Below are 21,627 nucleotides of genomic sequence, written 5' to 3' on the forward strand. Positions count from 1 at the left end.
TCGACGCCGCGCGGGAACAGAGGCACAGTGCTCGCCTTCCGAAGCCCTTCCGGGGAGAGCCGTATGCGCGCCGTTGCCTTTCTAGCCCTATGCCTCGCGACGCTGTTGACGGGTGCGGGCGCCAACCCCTCGTGGGCGGCCGACATCGAAAGCCCGCCGAAGGGGTCTCCCTTGCGCACGACACTCCTGAACGTGGCGCGTCCCACCTTCGAGCAGGAGATCGGCGGCCCGATCGAGTTCGTGGTGAGCACTCTCAACGTCTGGGGGCAGTGGGCCTACGGAGACGTGAAGCTGCAACGCCCCGGCGGCCAGCCGATCAACTGGAGGAAGACGAAGTTCGCCGAGGATCTCGCGCAGGGCATGCTCGAGACGGAGCACAATCTGTTCCTGCTGCAGGAAGGCCCCAACGGCTGGACGCTGGTCGAGTATGCCATCGGCCCGACAGATGTGGCCTGGGACTGGTGGCGGCAGCAGCGGAAGCTGCCTTACGAGCTGTTCGGAGCCGCGCCCGAAGATTTCGCCCCGACCTCACGCCCGCGCGCTGGCGGCTGATCCGCCCTCGCCGCCTTCCGTCACGCAGTCTGGCGGGGGCTGCCAGTTGCCGGCTGCCCCCTGCCTTTCTTCCCTACCGGTTCGTCAGCTTGAGCTCGATGCGCCGGTTCTTGCGCAGGCTTTCTTCGTCCACGCCCGATTCCAGCGGCTGGAACTCACCATGGCCAGCGGCGACGAGATTGTCGGCCGGCACGCCACGCGAGACGAGATACTTCACCACTGAAACGGCGCGCGCTGTCGAAAGCTCCCAGTTGGAAGGAAACTGCGCGCTCGCGATCGGACGGATATCCGTATGGCCGTCCACCTGAAGCGCCCATTTGATCTCGGGCGGAATGGTCTTGGCGAGGTCCACGATGGCGATGGCGAGCTGATCCATAGCGGCGAGGCCTTCAGGCGTCAGCGTCGCCTGGCCGGAGGGAAACAGCACCTCGGACTCGAATACGAAACGATCGCCGACGACGCGGATATCCTTGCGGTCTTTCAAGAGCTCGCGAAGCCGTCCGAAAAAGTCGGAGCGATAGCGTTGCAATTCCTGCACCTGCCGGGCGAGTGCCGCGTTGAGGCGCTGGCCTAGGTCTTTGATGCGATCCTGGCTGTCCTTGTCTTTCTTCTCGGAAGCTTCCAGCGCCTCGTTCAGCGCGGCGAGCTGACGGCGCAACGCCAGCATCTGCTGGTTCAGCAAATCGACCTTGGCGAGGGCTTCGTTGGAAATGTTCTTCTGCGCCTCGAGGTCCGCGGTGAGAGATTGGATCTTGCCCTCGGCCGCTTTGGCCTTTTCATCGCCCGAGAGTGCGAAGCCCGAAAGCTTGCTGTGCTCCGCCTTGAGATCTGCGAGCGTGGATTGCAGCGAGGCAAGCTCGTCGGCAGCCGAGCGCGCTTTGCCCTTTTCGAGCGAGAGAAGATTGGTGAGCTCTGAGATCTGACGCGTCAGGCGCTTCAGCGCGGTATCCTTGCCGCTGGCCTCCTGCGTCGCGAAATACTGCGAGATCATGAAGATCGACATCAGGAACGTCACGACGAGCAGCAGCGTGGACAGAACGTCCACGTAGCCCGGCCAGAACTCGCCGTATTCGCCGCCGCGCCGCGAACGCCCACGCGCCATGCTAGCCGCCTTTCTTGAGCATGGTCTGAGCAAGCTCGCGGAGTGCGTTCGTCACTTCCGACTGCTGTGAGGCCTGCTCGTCCACCCACTCGCGCACCACCTTTTGCTCGGCGCGCATTTGGGTGACGAGCTGGTTCACGCCGCGTGCGAGATCGCGAACGGTGTCCTCGCCCCCCGCACCCCCCGGGGGCGAGGCGGGAAGAAACGGTGCGCTGCCTCCGGCCTTCAGCCGCCCTGAAAGCTCCTCGACGGCGCGCTGCATCTCGTAGACGGCGGAAATGAGCTGGCGGCTCGCCTGCTCGGTGGCGCTTGAGGAACCCGGCGTAAGCTCGGTGATGCCGGAGAGCCATTCCTCGAGCTCGTTGTAGAAGCGGCTATGCGCGTGGCTCGCCTGCAGCTCGAGGAAGCCGAGAACCAGCGAGCCGGAAAGGCCGAGCAGCGAGGACGAGAACGCCGTGCCCATGCCCTTGAGGGGTGCTGCGAGGCCCTGCTTAAGCTCGTCGAACACCGCGACCGTCTCGCCGGACGTGTTGAGCGTGTTGATGGCGAGACCCACCGATTGAATGGTTTCGAGCAAGCCCCAGAAGGTGCCGAGCAGGCCCAGGAACACCAGCAGACCCACCATGTAGCGTCCCGTGTCGCGCGCTTCGTCGAGGCGCGAGCCGATGCTGTCCATGATCGTCCGCATCGAGACGGTAGAGAGAGAAAGCGCGCCGGTGCGGTCGCGCAGCATGGTCGCCATCGGGGCCAGCAGCACGGGTTGATGCGCGCCGACGAGGCCCGGATCGGAAATGCGGAACGCGTTCACGAAGCGGATCTCGGGGTAGAGCCGGATGACTTGGCGGAAGGCGTAGATGATGCCGAGACACAGAACGCCGATGATGAGGCCGTTGAGGCCCGGGTTCGTCATCAGCGAGACCAGAAGCTGCTCATGAAGGATCGCCGCGAGAAAGGCGACCAGCGTCAGGAACACGAGCATGCGGATCAGAAAAACGCCGGGCGGCGTCAGTGACTTGTGCACTGAGGCGGAGGTCGGGTCGGGTCGCTTACGTGCCATTCCAAAAGTCTCCGGCCATGCACTGTCGATCGTGCGCGCAGCGTCGCGCGCCCGACCATAGCGGAACGCCATGCCACCGGAAACCGGCAACATGATGCCAAAGCTCGGGGAATGGGGCCTTTTTTAGGCGGGTGGAAGGGCGGCGCTTTGTGCGCCAGCCGTCATTAGAGAAGGTCCTTGATGGCAGCCCTGAGCTGGGGTGCGAGGTCCTCGCGTTCGAGGCCGTAGGCGATGTTGGCTACAAGAAACCCGATCTTGGAGCCGGTGTCGTAGATCTCGCCGTCGAAGCGCACGGCATGGAAAGGATGGCCGGCATCCTTGCTCAGGGTGATCATGGCGTCCGTAAGCTGAATTTCCCCACCCGCACCGGCTTCCTGCCGCGCGAGCAGCGGGAAGATTTCGGGTTCGAGAATGTAGCGCCCGGTGATGTGGAGGTTCGAAGGCGCGGTGCCCTTCGGCGGCTTTTCCACCATCTGCGTGATGCGGCTCACCTTCGCTTTCGCATCCTCGACGCCCACGATGCCGTACTGATGCGTCTGGTCCTCCGGCACGGGGGACACAGCCACGAAGTTACCGCCGCCGGTCTTGTCGTAGGCCTCGATCATCTCGGCGAGGCACGGCGTCTTTCCGTGGTGGAGCATGTCCGGCAGCAGCAGCGCGAACGGCTCGTCGCCGACGATGTCACGGGCGCACCAGACGGCATGTCCGAGCCCGCGCGGAGCCTGCTGGCGCGTGAAGCTCGTCCGCCCCGCGTCGGGCAGCTCGGAAAGCAGGTCTTCGAGCTCGCGCGTCTTCTTCTTGGAGGAGAGCGTCGCTTCCAGCTCGAACTGATGATCGAAGTGATCCTCGATGCAGGCCTTGCCGCGGCCAGTGACGAACACGAAATGCTCGATGCCCGCCGCCCGCGCCTCGTTCACAACATGCTGGATGACCGGCCGGTCGACGACCGTCAGCATTTCCTTGGGAACGGCCTTGGTGGCCGGCAGGAAACGGGTTCCGAGCCCGGCCACAGGGAAGACGGCTTTGCGAATGCGCTTGGGTTTCGACATCAGGACACCGATGATTGTGGAGAGGCCGGCCGGATAAGCCGGAGGGAAGGCGAGAAGATGAACCGCGATTATAGCCGATCGCGGAGCGCGCACGGGCGTGCCCTGCTAGGGGTGCCGTGCGATTGCGACGGGACAATGAGCGGGGAGCCAAAGTGTTCCCCGGAAAGCGGCGAAGAATGAGCACAGGGGTCGTAAAAAAGCCCCGAATCGCAGACACGGGAAGGAGCGATATTCTCCGGGATCGGTTAATGGGTGGATAGCACCGCCCCCCGCTTGGCGGTCCGGTCCGGCCGAGGCGCGAGGTACTGGAGTTTCGGGGTGGGCGTGAAGTTACCGCATGAACCAACCGTCTACGCCCGGCCTCCAATGATGCCCTTTCGCAAAGTTGCGCTGTTTCTCGCCTGCATGACGGCCATGGCGGCGTGGCTCGTGGCTCTGCCGGGCACTGCGGCCGCCGACGCCAAGCTCGATGCGTGGATCGAGGGCCTCTGGCCGGAAGCAGAGGCGGCCGGCGTCTCCCGGGCGACCTTCGACAAGGCGCTCAAGGACTTCACTCCGAACCTCAAGCTCCCTGATCTCGATCTGCCCGGCCGCCCCTCCAACGATTCGACCGGCCAGGCCGAGTTCACCCGCGCACCGGCCGAATACCTGGATCGCGCCTATCTCATCCGCCTCGCCACCACCGGCAAGGAACTGGCCGCCAAGCACAAGGCCACCCTCGAGAAGATCGAGCGCGAGCTGGGCGTGGACCGCTACTCGGTGCTGGCCATCTGGGGCCGCGAGACCGCCTTCGGTCATCACAAGCTCCCCCACGACGCAATCAATGTCGTCGCCACACAAGCCTATCTCGGCCGCCGCAAGGAGCTTTTCCGCACGGAGCTGATCGCGGCGTTGAAGATGCTCGAATCCGGCGTGCCGCGCAGCCTGATGCGCGCGTCCTGGGCGGGCGCCATGGGCCTCACGCAGTTCATGCCGAGCGAATACTTCAAGCACGCCCACGATCTCGACGGCGACGGCAAGACCGACATCTGGAACTCGATCCCCGACGCGCTGGCCTCCGCGGCGAGCCAGCTCAAGGGCAAGGGCTGGGTTGCGGGCCAGACCTGGGGTTACGAGGTGATCCTCACCAGCAAGGCCGACTGCGGCTACGAAGGCCCCACTCAGGAGCGCCCCATCTCGGAATGGGCCAAGCTCGGCCTGAAACGGGCCAACGGACGCCCATGGACGGACGCGCAACTCGGCCTCAGCGCCTATCTCATGAGCCCGGCCGGCGGTTACGGCCCATCGTTCCTGGTGCTCGAGAACTACAAGGTGATCCGCCGCTACAACATGTCGGATCTCTATGCGGTCTTTGTCGGCAATCTCGCGGATCGCATCGCAGGCGGCGGCGATTTCGTGACGCCGTGGGGTGGCACCGGTCCGCAGAAGACGCGGAACATCGAGGAAATCCAGGAACGACTCAGGGCCTTGGGCTATGATGTCGAGAAGATCGACGGCAAGGTCGGCTCGAACACCCGCAAGGTGATTGGTCTCTATGAGAGAGCCAACAAGCTGAAGGTTGACTGCTGGCCGTCCGATACCGTTCTTGAGCACATACGCAAAGCCGGCACGCGATAGGATCCGGATTTCCGATCGTCTGGCGGCCGAAGTCGAAACACATGAGCCGGGAAGGCATGCACGCTCGTTTCACTCTGCCGCTCATCGCTTTGCTCGCAGCCCTCTTCGCTGCGGCCGCGCCGGGCTTTGCGCAGGAGGATACCGGCGGCACGAGCTTCATCACGCCCTTCCCCCCGGGCGACACCTACAACCTGGTGATGATCGGCGACGATCTCGCCGAAGGACTTCTGGGCGGAGCGCTCGAGATCTTCCAGAAGGATCCGCGCGTCATCATCCGCAACACCCACATCTCCGTCGGCGGGCTCATGCGCAACGAGTACCACCAGCGCATGGTCGAGCTCGACGAGGAGCTGAAGGCGGCGGCGCCGCAGATCGCCATCGTCATGCTGGGCGCGTGGGATCGCGTATCCGTGCGCGACGAATCCGGCAAACGCGTGCTGGTCGGCACCGAGGGCTGGCGCCGAGAGTACGCCTCCCGCGCGGACCGCCTGCTGAAGCTCTTGAAGAAGCGCAACATCGCCGTCTACTGGCTCGGCCTCCCCAACGTGCGCCGCTACGACGCCAACGAGGACGTGCAGATGATGAACAACATCCTGCGCGAGCGCGTGTACCTGAACGGCGCCAAGTACATCGATACCTACGCGGGCTTCGCCGACGAGAACGGCGGCTATAGCGCCTATGGTCCGGACGTGACCGGCAAAATCCGCCTGCTGCGCGCGGGCGACGGCGTCTACTTCACGGCGGAAGGCAACCGCAAGCTCGCCTACTTCGTCGATCGCGAGCTGCGCCGCGACATCACGCAAGCCAAGGCCGATCGCGCTATACCCCTGGACGGCAGCGAGGCCGAGCAGGCGAAGATCAATCCGGAAAGCGTGAAATTCTCGCCGCCCGCCGCGGGCGGCACGGCAGGGCCTGCCGCCAAGAGCGCGGACACGGCTGCCAATGCTGCCAAGGCGAAGAACGCTGAGACCGATGGCGCGGGCGACCAGAAGGCCGACAACGGCAAGATCAACCTGCGTATCGTGAGCGAGGGAGGCCGCGAGGAAGTGGTGGCCCTCGACATCGTGCGTCCGGCGATCCCGGCGTCTGTCATTGCGCTGGTCACGCGGCGTGAAAGCCCGGATCGGCCCTCGCAGCTCGGCGAGGCCATCATCGATCAGATCTCCGGCGGGCTCACCGTCATGAGCACGGTGGCGTTGGCCACTGGCAGCGGTCAGGCGGGCGGAGGACGACGCCGCCTCTCGCCCTCGCAAGCCCCGTACTTCAGGGTCCTGTTCAAGGGCGAGCGCCTGGCGCCGAAACCGGGCAGGGCGGATGATGCCTCATGGCCGCGCCCCGCGCCGCCGCCGGAAGCAGCCTACCTTCCGGCCGAGGCCGATCCGGTCGAGACCGGCACCACGTCCAAGCCCGACGCGCCGCGCCAGCCGGCGAACTCGGACCGGCGTAAATCGCGCGAGTAGATCGGCCGCGCGGATCCGGCAATTCTGCAGCCTGACGGAGTCCGGGCGCCCGAACCGCTTTCGGCTCGAGCGCCCGGGTTTACGATTATTCCTCGTCGGAGGTGCGAGCCGGACGGCGCCGCGAGCGCTCCGCGCGGGCCGCGCCGTTCTTCTTGTCGATCAGCTCGTCCAGGCGACGGTCCGCGGCATCGAACGCATCCCTGAGCGCAATCTTCAGATCTTCCTGCGCCTGACCAACCGCAGACTCATGCGTGACGATCAGCGGCGCGGCTCCCGGGATTCCGATGTCGATCTTGATCTCGTAAGTCTTCCCCTTGTGAGAATGCTTATGCGGCGCGGCCACCACGACCCGGCAGTGGGTCATGCGATCGAAATGCTTCTCGAGCTTGGCGGCCCGCTCCGAAATTTTTGCTTCGATGACCGGGCTTTTATCGAGCCCTTTGAACGAGATCTCGAGCGGTGTGTTCATTTGATTTCCCAGTTGGTTAGCCAAGTTGTTTAGTTTCTAGGCCCCCATTCAAGGAGCTGGGGATCGTGAGGTCCCGGGTCAAGGGTAGGCGCTTCGACCCGATACCAAGCTGATCCAACTCAAATGCCAAGTCCAGCGTCACGCAAAACCTCCCGCCTTGCCCCTAGGGAAGCCTTGCCGATGCCGGAGACAGAAAAAGGGCGCGCCATCCGGCACGCCCTTAAAAGTCTCATCGCCCGAAAGCGGTGTTTAGAAAGCGCCGCCTGCGCGCTCAGCGCGGCAGGGTGGTCTTCCCCATCAGGAACTTGTCGATCGAGGAGGCAGCCTGGCGGCCTTCGCGGATCGCCCACACCACGAGCGACTGTCCGCGCCGCACGTCGCCTGCAGCGAACAGCTTGCCGTTGCCGGGCAGGCGGTAGTCGCGCTCGGTCGCGTTGAGTCCCTTGAAGCGGCCGCGTGCAACGGCGTCGAGCCCGAGACCGGAAAGCACGCCGCTGTCGCTCGGGCCGGAGAAGCCCATGGCGAACAGCACGAGATCGGCATCGAGCGTCGTATCCGAGCCGGGAACCGGTGCGAGCTTCTGATCGACGTGCACGTAATGCAGCTTCTTCACCTTGCCGCCCTCGCCGGAGAAGCCGGTGGTGGAAACCGAGTACTCGACCTGCGCGCCTTCGGCCTGCGAGGACGAGATCCGGAGCTTCAGCGGCCAGTTCGGCCACGAGAGTGCCTTGTCCTCTTTCACAGGCGGCTTCGGCATGATCTCGAACTGCGTCACGGACTTCGCGCCCTGCCGGATCGAGGTGCCGATGCAGTCGGAGCCGGTGTCGCCGCCGCCGATGACGATCACGTGCTTGCCCTTGGCGGAGATCTCCTTCGTGCCTGGAAGCTGCGCCTCGCCCGCGACGCGGCGGTTCTGCTGCGTCAGGAAATCCATGGCGTAGTGGATGCCGTCGAGATCGCGCCCCGGTGAGGTTGCGAAGAAGTCGAACGGAGTTTCGGAGCCCATCGCCAGCAGCACGGCGTCGTGCTTCTCCTCGAGATCGCGCGGCGACACGTCCGTGCCGACCTTCACGTTGCAATGGAACACGACGCCCTCGGCTTCCATCTGCGCCTGGCGGCGCGCGATGATGCTCTTCTCCATCTTGAAGTCGGGAATGCCGTACACGAGCAAGCCGCCCGGACGCGCGTTCTTCTCGTAGACGTGAACCTCATGACCCGCGCGCGCGAGCTGCTGGGCCGCGGCGAGGCCGGCGGGTCCTGAGCCCACGATCGCGACCTTCTTGCCGGTCTTGGTCTCGGCAGGCTTCGGCGTGATCCATCCGGCCTCGAAAGCCTTGTCGGCGATCGTGCACTCGATGGTCTTGATGGTCACCGGCACGTCGTCGATGTTGAGCGTGCACGAGGCTTCGCACGGCGCCGGGCACACACGCCCCGTGACCTCGGGGAAATTGTTGGTCGAGTGCAGGTTCTCCGCTGCCGTCTTCCAGTCGCCCTGATAGACGAGGTCGTTCCAGTCCGGGATCTGGTTGTTGACCGGGCAGCCGTTGTGACAATAGGGGATGCCGCAGTCCATGCAGCGCGAAGCCTGCGTTTTGACGTCGGGCTCCGACAGCGGCACGACGAACTCGTGCCAATGTTTGATGCGTGTCTCGACCGGCTCGTACTTGCGGTCTGCGCGCTCGAACTCAAGAAATCCCGTCGGCTTTCCCATCGTGGACTCTTCTTTCCATCTTGCTTCCCTCTCCGTCGCTCCGACAGAGGAGGGGTCAGGGTAAAGGGCAGCCCCTCGCTGCCTCGTGGTTTCGTCGCCCGCCCGTCATCGAGAAGTTTGCGCTTCGCAATGACGGGGCGAGCATGAGTTGAGGTGGCTTACGCCTGCGCACCGACAGCCGCGGCGGCCGCTTTCGCCTTCGCCAGCTCCGTGAGGGCGCGCCGGTATTCGGTCGGCATCACCTTCTTGAACTTCGGCACGGTGTTCGCCCAATCGGCGAGGATGGCCTTCGCCTTGGTCGAGTTGGTGTAGTGCGCATGACGCACGATCAGCGCATGCAGCCGCTCGAGATCCTGCTCGCGCATGTCGAGCATCACTTCGGCGAGTTGACGCGTCGTCTCGCCGTTGCCCTTGGCGAGCTTCTCGATCAGCGCGGCATCGCCCGTGAGCGGCTCGATCTCCACCATCTCCTTGTTGAGACGGATCTCGAGATCACCGGCCTCGTCGAGCACGTAGGCGACACCGCCCGACATGCCAGCCGCGAAGTTGCGCCCCGTGCGTCCGAGCACCACCACGCAGCCGCCCGTCATGTACTCGCAGCCGTGATCGCCCGTGCCTTCCACCACCGCGTAGGCGCCGGAGTTGCGCACCGCAAAGCGTTCGCCCGCGACGCCCCGGAAGTAGCACTCGCCCGTGATCGCGCCGTACATCACCGTGTTGCCGACGATGATGCTCTCCTCCGGCACGATGCCGGAGACCGCGTTCGGACGGACGATGATCTTGCCGCCCGAGAGACCCTTGCCGACGTAGTCGTTACCCTCGCCCACGAGATCGAGCGTGAGACCGCGCGCAGCCCACGCGCCGAAGCTCTGGCCCGCCGTGCCCTTGAACGTGATCCAGATGCTGTCCTCGGGCAGGCCCGCGTGGCCATAGCGCTTGGCGATCTGGCCCGAGAGCATCGTGCCCGCGGTGCGATCCGTGTTCTTGATCGAGACCTCGTGCTTGACGGGCTTCTTGGACTCGAGCGCAGGCAGCGCAACCTTGATGAGCTGGTTGTCGAGCACCTTTTCGAGGCCGTGATCCTGCTCTTCGCAATGGTGGATCGCGACGCCCTTGGGAACGTGCGGCACGTGGAACACCTTCGAGAAATCGAGCCCGCGTGCCTTCCAGTGGTTGATGGCGCGGTCCTTGTCGAGCCATTCGGTCTGGCCGACCATCTCGCCGAAGGTGCGGTAGCCCATCTGCGCCATGTACTCGCGCACTTCCTCGGCCACGAAGAAGAAGTAGTTGATGACGTGCTCGGGCTTGCCGGTGAAGCGCGCGCGCAAAACAGGGTCCTGCGTGGCGACGCCCACGGGGCAGGTGTTGAGATGGCACTTGCGCATCATGATGCAGCCAGCCGCGATGAGAGGCGCCGTCGCGAAGCCGAACTCGTCGGCACCCAGCAGCGCGCCCACCACCACGTCACGGCCTGTGCGCAGGCCACCGTCCACCTGCACGGCAATGCGTCCGCGCAGTCTGTTGATCACCAGTGTCTGGTGCGTCTCGGCGAGGCCGAATTCCCACGGGCTGCCTGCGTGCTTGAGCGACGTCAGCGGCGAAGCACCCGTGCCGCCCTCGTAGCCCGAGATCGTCACGTGATCGGCGCGCGCCTTGGCGACGCCCGCGGCCACCGTGCCGACGCCGACCTCCGACACCAGCTTCACCGAGACCTTGCCCTCGGGATTGGTGTTCTTGAGGTCGAAGATGAGCTGGGCGAGATCCTCGATCGAGTAGATGTCGTGATGCGGAGGCGGCGAGATCAGGCCCACGCCCGGCGTCGAGTGGCGCACCTTCGCAATGGTGGCATCCACCTTGTGGCCGGGAAGCTGGCCGCCCTCGCCGGGCTTGGCGCCCTGCGCCATCTTGATCTGCATCATGTCGGAGTTGACGAGGTACTCCGTCGTCACGCCGAAGCGGCCCGAGGCGATCTGCTTGATCGCCGAGCGCATGCTGTCGCCGTTGGGAAGCGGCTTGAAGCGATCCGCCTCCTCGCCACCCTCGCCCGTGTTCGACTTGCCGCCGATGCGGTTCATGGCAATGGCGAGCGTGGTGTGGGCTTCGCGCGAGATCGAGCCGAAGCTCATCGCACCGGTCGAGAAGCGCTTCACGATCTCGGCGGCGGGCTCCACCTCATCGAGCGGCACCGGCTTGCGCCCCATGCCCTCGGCCGAGCGGATGCGGAACATGCCGCGCAGCGTGAGAAGCTGCTCGGACTGTTCGTTGATCGCCTTCGCGAAGTCGCGATACTTCTGCGGGATCTTGCCGCTCATCGCGTCCGCGTTCTCGGTGGCGCGCACGGCATGCTGCAGGTCCGCCACCACGTTGGGCCGCCAGACATGGGCTTCGCCGCGCACGCGATAGGCATACTCGCCGCCCACGTCCAGCGCATTGGCCAGCACCGGCGCATCGCCGAAAGCAGCCGCATGGCGATCGAACGTCTCACGCGAGATCTCGCGCAGTCCGACGCCTTCCACCGGCGTGTGCGTGCCCGTGAAGTACTTCTTGACGAACGTCGAGCGCAGGCCAACCGCGTCGAAGATCTGCGCGCCGCAATAGGACTGGTAGGTCGAGATGCCCATCTTGGCCATGACCTTGAGCAGCGCCTTGCCCACGGCCTTGATGTACTTCTTGGTGACGTCCTCTGCCGTGAGCCCGGCGCCGAGCTGCGGGGCCATTCCGGCGAGCGTGTCGAACGCAAGGTAAGGGTTGATCGCCTCCGCGCCGTAGCCTGCGAGCGTGCAGAACTGATGCACCTCGTGCGCTTCGCCCGTCTCCACCACGAGACCGACCGACGTGCGCAGGCCCTGGCGGATCAGGTGATGGTGAACCGCCGACGTCGCGAGCAGCGACGGGATCGGAATCCGGTCTGGACCCGTGCGCCGGTCGGAAAGGATGATGATGTTGTATTCCTTCGAGCGCACGGCCTCCTCGGCCTCCGCGCACACCACGTCCACCGCTGACGCCATGCCAGACGGGCCTGCATCGACAGGGAAGGTGATGTCGATCGTGATCGACGCGAAGTGATTGTCGGGCACCTCGCCGATCTGGCGGATGCGCTCCAGGTCCTCGTTGGTGAGGATGGGCTGAGACACCTCGAGCCGCTTCACCTTCGACGTGCCTTCGAGATCCAGGATATTCGGCCGCGGCCCGATGAACGAGACGAGGCTCATCACCAGCTCCTCGCGGATGCTGTCGATCGGCGGGTTGGTGACCTGGGCGAAGTTCTGCTTGAAGTAGGTGTGGAGCAGCTTGGGCTTGGACGAGAGCGCAGACAGCGGGGTGTCGTTGCCCATGGAGCCGACGGCCTCCTCGCCTCTGGCGCCCATCGGCGTCATGAGGAACTTGAGGCTCTCCTGCGTGTAGCCGAACGTCTGCTGCAGATCGAGCAGCGACACGTTGCTCCGGCGCGCTTCCGCCTTCTTCTTGGAAAGCGGCAGGTCCGAAACCATGATCTGCGTGCGCTTGACCCACGTCTCGTAAGGGTTCTTCGCGCTGATTTCCGCCTTCAGCTCCTCGTCGGAGATGATGCAGCCCTTCTCGAGATCGATGAGCAGCATCTTGCCGGGCTGGAGACGCCACTTCTTGACGATGTTCTCCTCCGGCACGACCAGCACGCCGGCCTCGGAGCTCATGATCACCATGCCGTCCTTGGTCACGATATAGCGCGCCGGCCTCAGGCCATTGCGGTCGAGCGTGGCGCCGATCTGGCGCCCGTCCGTGAAGGCCATGGCGGCTGGGCCGTCCCACGGCTCCATGAGACAGGCGTGATATTCGTAGAACGCGCGCCGCTTCGCATCCATCTGCGGATTGCCGGCCCACGCTTCGGGGATCAGCATCATGGCGGCGTGCGCCAGGCTGTATCCGCCCATGGTCAGGAATTCGAGCGCGTTGTCGAAGCAGGCCGTGTCCGACTGGCCCTCATAAGAGATGGGCCACAGCTTCTCGATGTCGCCGCCGAACAGCGGAGACGAGACAGAAGCCTGACGGGCCGCCATCCAGTTCACGTTGCCGCGCAGCGTGTTGATCTCGCCGTTGTGCGCGACCATGCGATAGGGATGGGCGAGCTTCCACGAAGGGAAGGTGTTGGTCGAGAAGCGCTGGTGAACGAGCGCCATCGCCGACACGGTGCGCGGATCGGAGAGATCCTTGTAGTAGTCGCCCACCTGATAGGAGAGGAACATCCCCTTGTAGACCACGGTGCGCGACGAGAGGCTCACGGTGTAGTGGCCGATGTCGCGCCCCTTGTAGGCGTTGTGAATTGCGTTCGAGACGATCTTGCGCACCAGGAACAGGCGGCGCTCGAAGTCGTCCTCGCTCATGCCCTTGGGTCGGGCGATGAACACCTGCCGCTGCACGGGCTCCGTCGCCCGGACGAGCTCGGAAAGGCACGAGCTGTCCACCGGAACGCTGCGCCAGCCGATGAGGTCTAGCTTTTCCTCGCGCAGGATGCGTTCCCACACGCGCTCGCAATGCGCAGCAAGGCGCTCGTCCTGCGGCAGGAACAGCTGCCCCACGGCATAGAAACGCGGATCCGGAAGCTTGAAGCCCAGCTTCGCGCAGTCCTCCTTGAAGAAGTCGTGCGGAATCTGAATCAGGATGCCCGCGCCGTCGCCGGCGTGCGGATCGGCGCCGACCGCGCCGCGATGCTCCAGATTGCACAGCATCTTGAGCGCGTCGGAGATGACGCGATGCGATTTTTCGCCTTTGAGATTCGCGATGAACCCGACGCCGCAGGCGTCACGCTCGAAGCTGGGGTCGAACAGACCCTGCGCTTGGGGACGCTCATAGCTGCCATGAAATGGCGTGTCGTTGGTCATGGAATTGGTCCTCGGGTGTCAACGCCGGACCGGCATCGCAATGCCGGCATCGTAACGCATCGCCTCAGGGCCGTGGGCCGCAATAAGCGTGTAGGCGATGCTTTCGGGTCGTGTGCGCCCGCGCCGAACTTAGCGGCGCTGAACGAGAGCCTGCGCAAAGCAAGCCGCCCCGGCATCCGGGGGGCACCCACTCACGAGACGTGACAGCTTTGCGACCACCGCAATTGATCTCCGCCGACAGTAGCAGACCCGCGATCCTCGCGCAGTCGGCTGCCGCCAAGCCAAAAAAACCCATCCTCGCTTTCGTAGCGTCGGAAGCAAGGACTGGACATAAAGGACAGCAATGCTGACCTTTCGATCAAATGTTGCAGATTTTCCCCTGCAACACAAGTGCGATTAGAAGCTCTCAAAGATAACAATGCGACGCAGAGAATATGCCTAAAAAATAGGCGGCGGCCCGAAAGCCGCCGCCGCCGTTGGGAGGGATTGGGAAGGTCTAGGAGTTACGCAGCTTGCTCGATCTGCTTCGGCTCGGAGCCGGTGCCGATCGGGATTGAACGCGGCCGCATCCGCTCAGGGATGTTACGGACGAGGTCCACGTTGAGGAGGCCGTCCTTGAGATCGGCGCCCTTCACTTCCACGTGGTCGGCGAGCTGGAAGCGGCGCTCGAAGCTGCGTGCGGCAATTCCACGATGCAGGAAACGCCGTTCGCCTTCATTCGCTTCGGCTTTCTTCTCGCCGCGAACGGAGAGAGTGGCCTCTTTCACGTCTACGTGGATTTCATCGGCGGTAAAGCCGGCGACCGCCATCGTAATACGGTACTCGTTCTCGCCGAGACGCTCGATGTTATAGGGCGGATAGGGCGCATCGACCTCCGCGCCGGTCACGCTGTCGAGAAGCTGCGCGAGGCGATCGAAGCCGACGGTCGAACGATAAAGGGGAGTAAGATCGAAGTGTCGCATGACTTAAGTCCTCCATAAGAAGCGACTGATGGGACCCGCCCGCAATGGGCCGGATCTCCGGCTGCAACTCCCGGCCAAGCTTCGAGAAGCGATGGCCGAAAGCCTCACTTTCCCGGGGCGCGGATGTCCGAGCCCCGGACGCGCACCCACTCCGTGGCGTGCGCACTCCAGCATTTAGGAGCGCTTCAGGCGGCTTCAAGAGGGGGCGAGTGAACGTGAGAAATCCGCCACAGGCGTTTCGCCCAAACTCTGCTCTCAAAAGAGAAAATAGCGGCCCTTCATCTCGCATTCATGTTCGAAGGCGGACCCTGTGCAACCCGGCGCCAGTCGGGCCAACACGGGAGTAGATTTATGAGAGCGTCATTCATCACGGCGAGCCTGATGACGGCCCTCGTCCTTGCCTCGTCACACGTTGTCGGGTCGCGCGCGGCGTCCGCTGCGGACCTTTATGGGGACGGCTACGGTAGCGAGCCGCCATACGACGAGCGAGGATACGCCGAAGAGCGCGATCCCGGGCCTTACGATGACGAGGACCTTCCGCCTCCGGGCCGCTACAGCGAGGCGCCTCCTCCTGACCGGTATTCAGCGCCCTACGACCGCGCTCCGCCGATCGAGCCGCCGCGCGGATCCATCAAGGATGGCTATCCTGTTCCCATGCCGCCCCCACGCTATGGCGACGTGCGCCCTGAGCGGTATGCCTGCCTCGAGCGCTGGCAGATCAAGCGCCAGTTGCGCCGCGACGGCTGGGTCGATCTGCAGCCAGTCGGTGGTGACGGCCGCGAGGTCGGCGTGCGGGCTCGCCGCGTCGACTCGGGGCGGGTGTTCATGCTGCGCGTCGATCGTTGCTCGGGCGAGATCCTGGCAGCACGTCCGCACTATCTGAGAACCTTCGCCCATCGCGACAGATATTGGCCTGAGCGGCGCTGGGTGCAGCGCGGTTACTGATTTCCTTAAGGCGGCAGTCGGCAGGCGGGCGCGATCTCGGATCACCCGCTTGCCGCACTGCCGGCTTTCACCTGCCGTCGCGCGCTCGACCGACGCCGCTCCGTGCTATTGTTCGCACCGGTGATTTGCGAAGCGGGGTCTCTCATGAAGCTTGTTGCGCTGGCCAAGAATCCCGTGCCCGGCGGCGCTGTACCGGGAGAGCTTAAAACGCGGGACGGCGCGCGGCTGAGATTCGTGCGCTGGGAGGCGACGCGTGGTCCCCGGCGTGGAACGGTCTGTCTGTTCGGCGGCCGCGGTGAGTTCGCGGAAAAGTATTTCGAGGTGGTCGCGGACCTGCGCCGTCGCGGCTTTGCCGTTGCGACGATGGACTGGCGCGGCCAGGGCGGGTCCTCGCGTCCTCTCGCCAATCCCCGCAAAGGCCATGTCCACTCCTTCAGCGAGTACGACAGCGACCTCACGCTCTTCATGAAGGAGGTCGTGCTGCCGGATTGTCCGCCGCCGTTCATGGCGCTCGGCCATTCCATGGGCGCCAACATCCTCCTGCGCAATGCGGCCCGCCCCGGCTCCTGGTTCGACAGGATGATCCTCTGCGCTCCCATGATCGCCTTTGCCGACGCCAAGGTCGGCTATCCGCAGACGCTGGCACGCGCCTACGCCGAGGCTGGCTGCCTGTTCGGTTTCAGCCGCAGCTACATCAAGGGCGGGTCGGACGACGTGGTGGAGCAGGGACCGTTCGAAGGCAACCAGCTGACCTCCGATCGTGAGCGCTGGTTCCGCAACAAGGCGGTGCTGGATGCGGACCCGAGCCTCGCGCTGGGCTCCCCCACCATAGGCTGGCTGCGGGCGGCATACAGGTCCATGGGGCTCGTATCGGCGGACGGCTACGCCGCGTCCGTGCGGGTGCCGATGATGGTGTTCGTGGCCGGCAAGGACGAGATCGTCTCGTCGCGCGCCATCGAGGATTTCGCGGTAGGCCTCAAGGTTGGCACGCATGTTCTGCTGCCGTCGGCACGCCACGAGATCCTGCAGGAGGCGGATTCAATCCGGCTTCGTTTCTGGGCAGCCTTCGACGCCTACATGGGGCTCGACGAAGCGGCGGCTTGAGAAAAAGGACCGCCCAGATTGCGGCCGGTCAGCGGTTCAGCAGCTTCAGCACCTTGTCGTGCAGTGCCGGATCGCCGGAGGCCACGATGCGCCCGCCCGATGTGGCGGGGCGTCCGTCCCACGTCGTCATGCGCCCGCCCGCCCGCTCGACAATGGGGATCAGCGCGACCACGTCGTAGCTCTTGAGGCCCGCTTCCACCACGAGATCCACGAGCCCGTGCGCGAGCAGGCAATAGGCGTAGCAGTCGCCGCCGTAGCGCGTCATGCGCACTTCGCGCCGGATGCGCTCGAAGCCGCTGGCCTCCGCGCCTTTCTCGAAGAGATCCGGCGTCGTCGTCATCATGAGCGCATCCGCAACCCGCGAGCAGCCGCGCGTGTGAATGCGACGCGCCTTCTGGGCCGTGCCCTGCGTATAGGCGGCAGACTTCGCGGCCCAGAAGCGTTCGCCCGTGAACGGCTGGTCCATCAGGCCCAGCACCGGCGCGCCTTCGTAGAGCAGGCCGATCAACGTTCCCCACATCGGCGTGCCGGTGATGAACGAGCGCGTTCCGTCGATCGGGTCGATGACCCACTGAAACGCGGCGTCCTTGCGCTCCTGCCCGAATTCCTCGCCGATGAGCCCATGCTCCGGCGCGCGCGAGCGAATGAGTCGCGCGATCGCGCGCTCGGCCGCCCGGTCGGCTTTCGTCACGGGATCGAAGGCTTGCTCGCCCGCCTTGTTGGCCACCGCCATTTGCTTGCGGAAATGCGGAAGGATCACCCCCCGCGAAGCGTCCGCCAGATCATGGGCCAGGGCGAGAAGCTCTTTGAATTGCGCGTTGTTCGGGAAAGTCACAATGGATATCCGGGACTTAAGTTGAAGCCGATGTTCGGGCATTCTAAGTGCAGCAACGGTGTTCAGAAATACACCTGTTTAGAGTAGAAAGGTCTAGATGAGGCGGTTGTGTTGCGGGGCCGCATCATATTCACTATAAATAGAGCCACATATCGTGCGTGAAGTTGCTGCATTCAGCGAACAGGCGCATACAAATTATGCGGTTTCGAGGGACCACTTCTTCGCCACCGCAGCCCATTACGGGCGTTTCCTCCCTAGACTTGGGCCGTTCGCTCGCTCGAACGGCCTCTTTTTGACGGCTAGGGCAAGATTTCGAGCCGAGATTACTGTCGGCGCCGCGACAATACTAGATCTCGACCGGCGCGCGGCGCCTCTTGTGCAGATAAATCAGCCTGTTGATTGGGCACAACGTGCCCCACGCCTCTGTAATGGCAGCTCTGCAGTTTTTGCACTTCCTTTTCAGGGGTCACCGACGATATTTTGCAGTGCGACATCGCCGAGCAAGGCTTGGCCGTCGTAGCCCTCCTTGGGCGTTTCCTCCCTAGACTTGGGCCGTCCGTATCCGGACGGCCCTTTTTTCTTTTCTGTCGCTCGTGCGACGCTGTAGCGCATGGAAACTACAGCGGAAATTCCCTCGTCAAGATTTGCTTCGGAGTCTGGGATTTGGCCGGTTTGGGCTTATTTCCTCACTGTGGCCCAATAAGCGCGCTTGGCGCATCGCAGCAAAAATAGCTGAGGGCGGGGGTTGCGGATTGCGGCGCTGCAGCATAGATTTGAAGGGTGAGAACGTGGCCATGGCTTTCGCCATCCCCGCGTGATCACAAGCCCTCCTTGGGCGTTTCCTCCCTAGACTTGGGCCGTCCATTGGACGGCCCTTTTTTTTTATTCCGTCCGATTTTTTTTTGAGAGGTCCCGCGCCCGCGCGCTATTCGGCGGCTGCGCGCTGCTCGATCATCGCCGGGATGGCCGAGAACAGCATGGCCGCGAAGCGCGTGAGATCCGTCTTCAGCCTGTGGAAACGCCGCGACGGCGTGAATGTCCGCTCATCGAGATAGAGTGCGCGGTTGATCTCGACCTGAACCGCCTGCACGCCGCGATACGGGCGTCCATAATGCTCAGTGATGTAGCCGCCGGCATAAGGCCGGTTGAGCTGCACGTCGTAACCTTCGCTCGCGAGCATGTCGCGGAGATAGCGCGTGAGCCGCGGATCGCAAGCGGCCCCGAACCGGTCGCCGATCACGAAGTCCGGGCGCGGACCGCTGCTCTGGGTCATCTGCGCCGACGGCATCGAATGGCAGTCGACGAGGATGGCATAGCCGAATTGCGCGCGCGTCTGCTCGATCAGTTCCTCGAGCGCTGCATGGAACGGGAAATACAACTGCTCGATACGCCCGAGCGCGTCGTCCACGCTGAGGCGCGTGCGGTAGATCTCCTCACCGTCGGCGACGATGCGGGCGATGGTGCCGAGACCGCCGACGACACGCACAGACTGGCTGTTGGCGTAGTCCGGCAGCGGGTCCGCGAAAAGCTCGGGATCGAGCTCGTAAGGCTCGCGATTGACGTCGAGATAGGCGCGCGGAAACTGCGCCGAAATGAGCGGAACACCGAGCTCCGCCGCCCCCTGGAACAACTCGTCCACGAAGCAGTCTTCTGACTTTCTGAGCGTCAGCGGGTCTAGGCGCGACTGCGCGAGGAATTCCTTGGGATAGACGCGTCCAGAATGCGGCGAGCACAGCACGAACGGCGCGCTCTGAACCTTGGGCGTCAGGATCGTGAACGGCGGCGCGAGTTCGGGGCTCAGCGTGAAAGGTTTCTGCGCGGTCATCTGGTCCTGATCACGTCGAGGGCCTCACCGTCTCATGATGGCACGTCCGAACGGCTCGTACCTGTCTATCAATCGAACCGCAGCGCCGCTGCCGACAGGACGACGCACGCATAGTGTGCCAATGCCGCACGGCCCTGTCCACGTCACGCGAGGCATTTCGCATACCCGCCGTGGAAAAATGAGCTAGAGTGCGCCCGCGGCACATCCTGGCCCACCTTTTGCTGTGCTGTCCGTTATGTGGGCAACCACCCGGACACTGTCGAGGCTTCACGCTCCGTTTACCAAACTGGCGTCAGATTCCCGTGCCATCTGGCGCTATCACCGATAAGTGGATATTTCGAGTAATAAATCCCATGACCGCCAAGCCCTCCCGCCTTCCGATGTGCAGAATCTTGCTCGCAGAGGACGATGACTCCATGCGTGGCTTCCTCGAGCGCGCGCTGGGCAAGGCCGGCTATGAGGTGATCTCGTTCGCCAACGGCGAGGAAGCCTACGAGCGCTTGCAGCAGGAGCCCTTCACGCTGCTGCTGACCGATATCGTCATGCCCCGCATGGACGGCATCGAGCTGGCGCGGCGCGCCGCCGAGATCGATCCCGAGCTCAAAATCATGTTCATCACCGGCTTCGCCGCCGTGATCCTGAACAACGAGGCCACCGCGCCCAAGGAGGCCCGGGTGCTCTCCAAGCCCTTCCACCTCAAGGACCTGGTGCGCGAGGTGGAGCGTCTCCTGGCGGCCTAGCTCCCGGCGCTTGAGCCCCGATTTTCGGGGTCTTTCGCCAAACCGGGGCGCCCCCCTGCGACCGCTTCGCGGATAATTGGTTTCCGCCCTTGCGGACCGCTGGCAATGCCAGTATAGGAGGCGCTTCCGAATGACTTTCTCGGCACGGATGGGCACTTAGCTCAGCGGTAGAGCACTACCTTGACATGGTAGGGGTCAGAGGTTCGATCCCTCTAGTGCCCACCATCCGTCCGCCGTGCCCTCAAACGGTTGAGAACAATGAAAGTAAGAAACTCGCTTAAGTCTCTTCGCTCGCGTCATCGCGACAACCGCCTCGTCAGGCGCAAGGGACGCGTTTACGTGATCAACAAGACCCTCCGCCGCTTCAAGGCGCGCCAGGGCTGATCGCGTATATCTGAATTTCTCGCGTGGGGGATGATCCGCCCGGCACCTCAAGGTGTACGGGCGGTTTCGCTTGTCTGGAGCCTTTTCAGCGAGCGCACTCTCCGCCGAAGCCCTTTGACGCCGCTGGTGCGCCTCCCTATCTTCGGCCTATGGCAAAAGGTAAGATTTTCCCAGTCACCGTCCTGAGCCGCGCGAGCGGCCTCCTCTGCGCGGGCCTCGCGGCAATGGCCGCCCCGTCCGCCGTCCTGGCCCAGCAGGAGCCGGGCGTCGCTCCACCCCAGCTCACATTGCCCGATCAAGGCCCTCCCGCCGTGACGGGCCCCGTTCCCGCGCCCGAGAAGCGGCCTCAGGCGGGTAAGCAGCCCGAGGGTGACAACAACGGAGCGCCGCCGGGCAAGGGCGCCGCCGGAGGGACCGAGTCGACGCCCGAGCAGCGCGAAAAGCTCCTGGCCGAGCTCTATGCCCGTTTGGCGAGCGCGCCGGATGAAGCGACCGCCGCGCAGATCGCGACCGCCGTCGAGCAGCTTTGGCAGCATTCGGGAAGCGCCACGGCGGACTTGCTGGTTGCGCGCGCCACGGCCGCAACGGAAGCCGAGCGGCGTGATCTCGCGATGAAGCTGCTCAATGCCGCGATCGAGCTTCAGCCGGACTATGCGGAAGCCTGGAACCGCCGCGCGTACCTCTTCTATCTGGAGGACGACTACAAGCGCGCCCTCGGCGACATCCGCCGCGTGCTCGCTCTCGAGCCGCATCACTTCAAGGCCCTCGAAGGGCTCGCCAACATCCTGCAGCACCTCGGGGAGAAGAAAGCGGCCCTCGAGGCTTACGAGAGCCTGCTCAAGGTCTACCCCAACGCGCCAGGCGCCAAGAAGGCGCGCGACGACCTCAAGGTCGAGGTGGAAGGGCAGGGGATTTAGACCATGATCGCTTCGGACCCTATCAGTCCGAAGCGTGAA

Annotated in this window: 17 protein-coding genes and 1 tRNA gene; 9 read left to right on the forward strand and 9 right to left on the reverse strand. The window is 64.2% G+C overall.

All coding sequences use genetic code 11. The annotated features are described in order from the left end of the window. Window positions 1-63: 63 nt before the first annotated feature. Window positions 64-552: a hypothetical protein gene (locus F812_RS25335; RefSeq protein WP_020085208.1), complete on the forward strand. Its 489-nt coding sequence runs from the start codon at window positions 64-66 to the stop codon at window positions 550-552. A gap of 73 nt (window positions 553-625) precedes the next feature. Here F812_RS25335 and F812_RS0106770 read toward each other — a convergent pair whose 3' ends face one another. The 3 genes from F812_RS0106770 to F812_RS0106780 all read right to left on the reverse strand — a co-directional run bounded on the left by F812_RS0106770 (window position 626) and on the right by F812_RS0106780 (window position 3,760). Continuing rightward, complete coding sequence (locus F812_RS0106770) at window positions 626-1,654, reverse strand: peptidoglycan -binding protein (protein WP_020085209.1); 1,029 nt, start codon at window positions 1,652-1,654, stop codon at window positions 626-628. A 1-nt stretch (window position 1,655) separates the two neighbouring features. Then, a complete protein-coding gene (locus F812_RS0106775; RefSeq protein WP_026867906.1) occupies window positions 1,656-2,711 on the reverse strand; it encodes a hypothetical protein in 1,056 nt (351 codons plus the stop codon). Between the two features lie 164 nt (window positions 2,712-2,875). Next, complete coding sequence (locus F812_RS0106780) at window positions 2,876-3,760, reverse strand: UTP--glucose-1-phosphate uridylyltransferase (RefSeq protein WP_040498034.1); 885 nt, start codon at window positions 3,758-3,760, stop codon at window positions 2,876-2,878. Between the two features lie 366 nt (window positions 3,761-4,126). Here F812_RS0106780 and F812_RS0106785 point away from each other — a divergent pair, with 366 nt between their 5' ends. Both F812_RS0106785 and F812_RS22910 read left to right on the forward strand, forming a co-directional pair. Continuing rightward, the gene (locus F812_RS0106785) at window positions 4,127-5,377 is read left to right on the forward strand and encodes a lytic murein transglycosylase (RefSeq protein ID WP_020085212.1); all 1,251 of its coding nucleotides are present in this window, start codon (window positions 4,127-4,129) and stop codon (window positions 5,375-5,377) included. A gap of 56 nt (window positions 5,378-5,433) precedes the next feature. Next, the gene (locus F812_RS22910) at window positions 5,434-6,837 is read left to right on the forward strand and encodes an SGNH/GDSL hydrolase family protein (protein WP_245257636.1); all 1,404 of its coding nucleotides are present in this window, start codon (window positions 5,434-5,436) and stop codon (window positions 6,835-6,837) included. 85 nt (window positions 6,838-6,922) lie between these two features. Here the strand turns inward: F812_RS22910 and F812_RS0106795 are convergent, their stop codons facing one another. From F812_RS0106795 to F812_RS0106810, 4 genes are all read right to left on the reverse strand, one after another. Beyond that, window positions 6,923-7,306 carry an HPF/RaiA family ribosome-associated protein gene (locus tag F812_RS0106795; RefSeq protein WP_020085214.1) on the reverse strand — a complete coding sequence of 128 codons (384 nt, stop codon included), beginning with the start codon at window positions 7,304-7,306 and terminating at the stop codon, window positions 6,923-6,925. Window positions 7,307-7,577: 271 nt separating this feature from the next. Then, window positions 7,578-9,017 (reverse strand): glutamate synthase subunit beta, encoded by a 1,440-nt coding sequence (locus F812_RS0106800; protein WP_020085215.1) that lies wholly within the window; start codon window positions 9,015-9,017, stop codon window positions 7,578-7,580. Window positions 9,018-9,175: 158 nt separating this feature from the next. Beyond that, the gene (gene gltB / locus F812_RS0106805; protein WP_020085216.1) at window positions 9,176-13,876 is read right to left on the reverse strand and encodes a glutamate synthase large subunit; all 4,701 of its coding nucleotides are present in this window, start codon (window positions 13,874-13,876) and stop codon (window positions 9,176-9,178) included. A 503-nt stretch (window positions 13,877-14,379) separates the two neighbouring features. Next, window positions 14,380-14,838 carry an Hsp20 family protein gene (locus F812_RS0106810; RefSeq protein ID WP_020085217.1) on the reverse strand — a complete coding sequence of 153 codons (459 nt, stop codon included), beginning with the start codon at window positions 14,836-14,838 and terminating at the stop codon, window positions 14,380-14,382. 351 nt (window positions 14,839-15,189) lie between these two features. On the opposite strand from F812_RS0106810, the gene F812_RS0106815 reads away from it, so the two are divergent. Both F812_RS0106815 and F812_RS0106820 read left to right on the forward strand, forming a co-directional pair. Further along, window positions 15,190-15,783 (forward strand): hypothetical protein, encoded by a 594-nt coding sequence (locus tag F812_RS0106815; protein WP_156827290.1) that lies wholly within the window; start codon window positions 15,190-15,192, stop codon window positions 15,781-15,783. A gap of 144 nt (window positions 15,784-15,927) precedes the next feature. Then, the gene (locus tag F812_RS0106820; RefSeq protein ID WP_020085218.1) at window positions 15,928-16,887 is read left to right on the forward strand and encodes an alpha/beta fold hydrolase; all 960 of its coding nucleotides are present in this window, start codon (window positions 15,928-15,930) and stop codon (window positions 16,885-16,887) included. Between the two features lie 28 nt (window positions 16,888-16,915). On the opposite strand, the gene hisN is transcribed toward F812_RS0106820, so the two are convergent. Together hisN and F812_RS0106830 are read right to left on the reverse strand one after the other, a co-directional pair. Beyond that, on the reverse strand, window positions 16,916-17,722 hold the full coding sequence (gene hisN / locus F812_RS0106825) for a histidinol-phosphatase (protein WP_020085219.1): 807 nt from the start codon (window positions 17,720-17,722) through the stop codon (window positions 16,916-16,918). Window positions 17,723-18,647: 925 nt separating this feature from the next. Beyond that, a complete protein-coding gene (locus F812_RS0106830; protein WP_020085220.1) occupies window positions 18,648-19,547 on the reverse strand; it encodes an N-formylglutamate amidohydrolase in 900 nt (299 codons plus the stop codon). 380 nt (window positions 19,548-19,927) lie between these two features. Here F812_RS0106830 and cpdR point away from each other — a divergent pair, with 380 nt between their 5' ends. The 4 genes from cpdR to F812_RS0106850 all read left to right on the forward strand — a co-directional run bounded on the left by cpdR (window position 19,928) and on the right by F812_RS0106850 (window position 21,588). Further along, window positions 19,928-20,287, forward strand: a complete 360-nt coding sequence (gene cpdR, locus F812_RS0106835) for a cell cycle two-component system response regulator CpdR (RefSeq protein WP_026867911.1) — start codon at window positions 19,928-19,930, stop codon at window positions 20,285-20,287. Between the two features lie 150 nt (window positions 20,288-20,437). After that, a tRNA-Val gene (locus F812_RS0106840) sits at window positions 20,438-20,512 on the forward strand. Window positions 20,513-20,545: 33 nt separating this feature from the next. Further along, window positions 20,546-20,671 (forward strand): type B 50S ribosomal protein L36, encoded by a 126-nt coding sequence (gene ykgO / locus F812_RS0106845; protein ID WP_020085222.1) that lies wholly within the window; start codon window positions 20,546-20,548, stop codon window positions 20,669-20,671. A 224-nt stretch (window positions 20,672-20,895) separates the two neighbouring features. Further along, the gene (locus F812_RS0106850; RefSeq protein ID WP_020085223.1) at window positions 20,896-21,588 is read left to right on the forward strand and encodes a tetratricopeptide repeat protein; all 693 of its coding nucleotides are present in this window, start codon (window positions 20,896-20,898) and stop codon (window positions 21,586-21,588) included. Window positions 21,589-21,627 lie beyond the last annotated feature (39 nt).

The organism is Hyphomicrobium zavarzinii ATCC 27496, assembly GCF_000383415.1.
Classification (GTDB): domain Bacteria; phylum Pseudomonadota; class Alphaproteobacteria; order Rhizobiales; family Hyphomicrobiaceae; genus Hyphomicrobium_C; species Hyphomicrobium_C zavarzinii.

Coding starts and splice junctions, on each gene's coding strand:
- F812_RS0106800 (WP_020085215.1), bottom strand. CDS start 9,017: ATGGGAAAGCCGACGGGATTTCTTGAGTTCGAGCGCGCAGACCGCAAG.
- F812_RS25335 (WP_020085208.1), top strand. CDS start 64: ATGCGCGCCGTTGCCTTTCTAGCCCTATGCCTCGCGACGCTGTTGACG.
- F812_RS22910 (WP_245257636.1), top strand. CDS start 5,434: ATGCACGCTCGTTTCACTCTGCCGCTCATCGCTTTGCTCGCAGCCCTC.
- F812_RS0106785 (WP_020085212.1), top strand. CDS start 4,127: ATGATGCCCTTTCGCAAAGTTGCGCTGTTTCTCGCCTGCATGACGGCC.
- F812_RS0106810 (WP_020085217.1), bottom strand. CDS start 14,838: ATGCGACACTTCGATCTTACTCCCCTTTATCGTTCGACCGTCGGCTTC.
- gltB (WP_020085216.1), bottom strand. CDS start 13,876: ATGACCAACGACACGCCATTTCATGGCAGCTATGAGCGTCCCCAAGCG.
- ykgO (WP_020085222.1), top strand. CDS start 20,546: ATGAAAGTAAGAAACTCGCTTAAGTCTCTTCGCTCGCGTCATCGCGAC.
- F812_RS0106795 (WP_020085214.1), bottom strand. CDS start 7,306: ATGAACACACCGCTCGAGATCTCGTTCAAAGGGCTCGATAAAAGCCCG.
- F812_RS0106820 (WP_020085218.1), top strand. CDS start 15,928: ATGAAGCTTGTTGCGCTGGCCAAGAATCCCGTGCCCGGCGGCGCTGTA.
- F812_RS0106850 (WP_020085223.1), top strand. CDS start 20,896: ATGGCCGCCCCGTCCGCCGTCCTGGCCCAGCAGGAGCCGGGCGTCGCT.
- F812_RS0106775 (WP_026867906.1), bottom strand. CDS start 2,711: ATGGCACGTAAGCGACCCGACCCGACCTCCGCCTCAGTGCACAAGTCA.
- cpdR (WP_026867911.1), top strand. CDS start 19,928: ATGTGCAGAATCTTGCTCGCAGAGGACGATGACTCCATGCGTGGCTTC.
- F812_RS0106780 (WP_040498034.1), bottom strand. CDS start 3,760: ATGTCGAAACCCAAGCGCATTCGCAAAGCCGTCTTCCCTGTGGCCGGG.
- F812_RS0106815 (WP_156827290.1), top strand. CDS start 15,190: ATGAGAGCGTCATTCATCACGGCGAGCCTGATGACGGCCCTCGTCCTT.
- F812_RS0106830 (WP_020085220.1), bottom strand. CDS start 19,547: ATGACCGCGCAGAAACCTTTCACGCTGAGCCCCGAACTCGCGCCGCCG.
- F812_RS0106770 (WP_020085209.1), bottom strand. CDS start 1,654: ATGGCGCGTGGGCGTTCGCGGCGCGGCGGCGAATACGGCGAGTTCTGG.